This is a genomic window from Vibrio sp. 2134-1, assembly GCF_033339495.1.
In genome coordinates, this window is the sequence record NZ_JAWOUS010001021.1 from 1 (window position 1) to 503 (window position 503).

2 protein-coding genes are annotated in these 503 nt (G+C 45.3%); both read right to left on the bottom strand.

The window, feature by feature from the left end:
• Nucleotides 1-262 (bottom strand): SDR family NAD(P)-dependent oxidoreductase (locus tag R7R78_RS29810; RefSeq protein ID WP_225475052.1); only part of this gene is annotated, 262 nt, incomplete at its 3' end.
• Between the two features lie 38 nt (nucleotides 263-300).
• On the bottom strand, nucleotides 301-503 hold a 203-nt coding region (locus R7R78_RS29815), incomplete at its 5' end, for a DUF1731 domain-containing protein (RefSeq protein ID WP_225475053.1).

The window sequence follows — 503 nt, forward strand, 5'->3', positions numbered from 1 at the left end:
TGGGCTGACCATATGCGCCGTTATTGAACAGGGCATAAAGCTGGCCTTGAGCCAATTCAATCGCTTGTTTTGCGCCACTAGTGATGCTTATTGGGTCGTCGAGGTCGAGCTGGATACAGTTTAACCCTTCTGATTGGAGTCGTTGAACGTCATCAAGCTTTCTACAAGAGGCGATGACGTTAAAGCCTTGTTTATGGAGTGCATGAGCACAAACGTACCCGATGCCCGTTGAGCACCCCGTAATGAGGATGGATTTATTCATGTGTTAGCTTAATGCGAGAGACAGATAAGCTTTATCATTCAACAGCTTCTATCTTGAAGCAAGTGCTTCAGTGCTGGTTCTATTCTTGAGTAACTAAATTTAAAGCCAAGCTCGGTGAGTTTCTTAGGTTTGGCTCGCATACTGTCAAACAGCAAACATGCCGATTCTCCCATCGCCAATGCCATGACCCATTTAGGTGTGAATAGAATATGAGGACGTTTGAGTGTTTTCGCTAACGTGC